The sequence below is a fragment of the Photorhabdus temperata genome (genome assembly GCF_025384845.1).
In the GTDB taxonomy this organism is placed as follows: Bacteria; Pseudomonadota; Gammaproteobacteria; order Enterobacterales; family Enterobacteriaceae; genus Photorhabdus; species Photorhabdus temperata.
Window position 1 is genome coordinate 1 of record NZ_JAJAFX010000131.1, and the last position, 3,310, is coordinate 3,310.

General features: G+C 44.7%; 3 protein-coding genes. All 3 read left to right on the forward strand.

Going from position 1 to position 3,310, the window contains the following annotated elements; genetic code table 11:
* Positions 1–91: 91 nt before the first annotated feature.
* The 3 genes from LGZ99_RS23745 to LGZ99_RS23755 are packed head-to-tail and all read left to right on the forward strand — an operon-like array spanning position 92 to position 2,692.
* Entirely contained in the window at positions 92–1,237 is a 1,146-nt protein-coding gene (locus LGZ99_RS23745; protein WP_262979774.1) for a DUF3396 domain-containing protein, read from the forward strand.
* Positions 1,238–1,273: 36 nt separating this feature from the next.
* Entirely contained in the window at positions 1,274–2,416 is a 1,143-nt protein-coding gene (locus tag LGZ99_RS23750; RefSeq protein WP_262979775.1) for a DUF3396 domain-containing protein, read from the forward strand.
* 3 nt (positions 2,417–2,419) lie between these two features.
* Positions 2,420–2,692, forward strand: a complete 273-nt coding sequence (locus LGZ99_RS23755) for a PAAR domain-containing protein (RefSeq protein ID WP_262979776.1) — start codon at positions 2,420–2,422, stop codon at positions 2,690–2,692.
* Positions 2,693–3,310: the final 618 nt, after the last annotated feature.

The window sequence follows — 3,310 nt, forward strand, 5'->3', positions numbered from 1 at the left end:
AGCAGCAGTCAGCGCCGCAGCATTAGCGGCTGTCCTGGCAATATTGGCGAGTGTGACATTCGCCGCCGCCTCATAATGAAAGGAGAGAAATATGGAGACTTTGGATTATTTTTCCCAGTTGAAATCACAACTGGCCGCGTTTACCTTCCTCAATGGCGATGGGCTGACTGTTTCCCGTCTGGGTATCTCAATTACCCTGTTTTTTAAACAGGGTTACACGCAGGAGAAAAAGCAACGCATTCTGGCCTGCTATCGCCGTTTTCGGGAAGAATTTGGTACCCACCTGCGTTTTCATCGTCATTCACTGAAGGGATTAAAAAAATATTCCCCAGAAAATATTGCTAAAGTCGAAGAAGGTATTCTTAATCGGAAAAAAAACCAGCTTTCTAGTTGGGTAGTCAGTGACGCCAAAAATCTCTATGAAGCCCCTCGCTATCTGATGCGTTACCTGGATTCTGATGAAGCTAATGGTGATAATAGTAGCTCTTACCTAAGCCTGACACTTCCTTGGGATTATCTGAAAGAGCAAGACGGCATGACCAAATTTATGGCCTGGCTGGATTTTCTGTGCGAACAACTCGAACCGGATAGTGGGGACTGTGGCTACAGCCTGGTCATCCCCAGAGATTACCATGACTACTTTCCCTTAGAGTACCAGCTAGCGCAACGTTATCCCTCCCTGCAAGTCAATTCTGCGGTTCATACCGCGGTATTACAGTATGGACATTCCATCCGGGGTATTAATTGGATCACCCTACTGTCTAAACGCTTTGTAGGGCGACTGGGTGGGGAATACTGGATACGCACAATGCTGGCCCGCTACACGGATGTGGTGATTAGTACCTACCGGGATGGTCTGATTATCCGGGCCGGTCAATACCCAGATCTGACACCACTGCCGGGCAGCGTGCCGGAGAGTTATTTTGCCATTAACCAGCTGATACGTCCGATACGAGTAATCCCCCGTGAAGGCCATTCCCTTCACTTTTATGGTGCGGGTCATTTTGATGATATTTCCACACTGGCCTGGTATGCCCGCTATGACCGTGGACCTCTGCACGTGACCCCTTTGAAGGGAAGCCATCCGGCTCTTGTCAGCGGATTCTGGCGAACCGACAGCATCCCTGACAAACAGTATTTCTTTGCTCAGGGCGCGATGGCTTTTGATATTCAGGGCGCGGAGTCGGGCACAACGCTCTGGCACCTGATAAGGGAAGGGAAAAATATGTGGGAATAACAGATTATCCACTGCCTCATCATGAACGGAGAGAATATGGAAACTTCGGATTATTTTTCCCGGTTAAAATCACAACTGGCCGATTTTACTTTTACCAATGGCGATGGGCTGACTGTTTCCCGTCTGGGTATCTCAATTACCCTGTTTTTTAAACAAGGTTACACTCAGGAGAAAAAGCAACGCATTCTGACCTGTTATCGCCGCTTCCGCGAAGAATTTGGTACTCACCTGCGTTTTCACCGCCATGCACTGAAAGGGCTAAAAAAATATTCACCAGAAAATATAGCCAAAGTGGAAGAGGGTATTCTTAATCAGAAAAAAAACCAGCTTTCTACTTGGGATATCAGTGACGCTAAAAACATCTATGAAGCTCCCCACTATCTGATGCATTACCTAGATTCCGATGATGATGGAGACGATAGTAGCTCCTACCTGAGTCTGGTACTGCCCTGGGATTATCTGAAAGAAGAAGACGGCATGACCAAATTTATGGCATGGCTGGACTTTCTGTGTGAACAGCTCGAACCGGACAGTGGGGACTGCGGTTATTGTCTGGTCCTACCCAGAGATTACCATGACTACTTTCCCTTAGAGTACCAGCTAGCGCAACGTTATCCCTCCCTGCAAGTCAATTCTGCGGTTCATACTGCGGTATTACAGTATGGACATTCTATCCGAGGTATTAACTGGATCACCCTACTGTCTAAACGCTTTGTAGGGCGACTGGGTGGGGAAATTTGGATACGTAAAACGCTGGCACGCTACCCGGATGTGGCGATTAGCCCTTACCGAAATGGTCTGATGATCCGGGCTGGTCAATACCCGGATCTGACACCACTACCGGGCAGTGTCCCGGCGAGTTATTTTGCCATTAACCAGCTGATACGCCCGATACGGGTGATCCCCCGTGAAGGTCATTCTCTTCACTTTTATGGTGCCGGTCATTTTACTACAGCTTCTACCCTGGCCTGGTATGCCCGCTATGACCGTGGGCCTCTGCACGTGACCCCGTTGAAGGGAAGCCATCCGGCTCTTGTCAGCGGATTCTGGCGAACCGACAGCATCCCTGACAAGCAGTATTTCTTTGCTCAGGGCGCGATGGCTTTTGATATTCAGGGCGCGGAACCGGGCACAACAATCTGGCATTTAATACGAGAAGCGGAAAATATAACGGAGTAAATAATGCGAAGTGTAGTAGAAAGAAAAAAAATTATCCTTAAAGGTGATACCACAACAACCGGAGGAAATGTTCTCAATGGTTCCGGTTTGGTAAACCAACAACTGGAGGTTGTCCGTAAAGGTGACCCGGTATTTTGTCCCGCCTGTAAACAAACCGGCGCTATTGCGGAAGGCTCTAACTTATTCAATATACAGGGAATACCTGTCGCACTGGAGGGACACCTTGTTAAGTGTGGTTGCCAGACCGGAGCTTGTCGATTAAAGGTACGGTCATAAATATCAAACTCCAGGGCCATTAATTGAAATACCCACAACACTAAGGCAGGTTTTAAGCTGTGATTAACATTCATTTTTTTAACTGATAATGTTAATCGGTATAAAGTTTTAACCGTTTTTCTACCCCTTTTAACGCCTGCTTTTTATTAATTTTAATCATCATCGGCTTATCATGTTTTACGTTTAACAAATACTCATCATATCCACTTTTTATCTTTACTGACGCTGTTTTAATAAATCATCCCCCTTTATTTTTTCTTCATAAATCAGCAAATAAATAATCTGATAATATAAAAACACCTCTTTCTGTTTTCCCGATAATCACCGCCTGTTTCAGAACTTAAATCCTGCCAGATTAACCGTTTTATCCCTTTTTTATTGCATGATTTTTAGGGTTTTATTCATAAAATAACCGGCAAAAAAGCACTTAAATACCCGTCTATTCGGATAATATTATTTTACGTGTGGATTTCTTTTCAACTCTCTTTTAATAGTTAATAATTTTCGATTAAATGTCATTAAATCCCTTGCTAAGAAATTGTATTTATTCAGTTAAATCTACCCTTGATATAAAAGCAAAAAACCTTAATACTTCTTCATTTTCATTTTCATTTTCAT

Bases quoted from the DNA above. Each gene is read 5' to 3' on its own strand.
- LGZ99_RS23755 (WP_262979776.1), top strand. From the start codon at position 2,420: ATGCGAAGTGTAGTAGAAAGAAAAAAAATTATCCTTAAAGGTGATACC.
- LGZ99_RS23750 (WP_262979775.1), top strand. From the start codon at position 1,274: ATGGAAACTTCGGATTATTTTTCCCGGTTAAAATCACAACTGGCCGAT.
- LGZ99_RS23745 (WP_262979774.1), top strand. From the start codon at position 92: ATGGAGACTTTGGATTATTTTTCCCAGTTGAAATCACAACTGGCCGCG.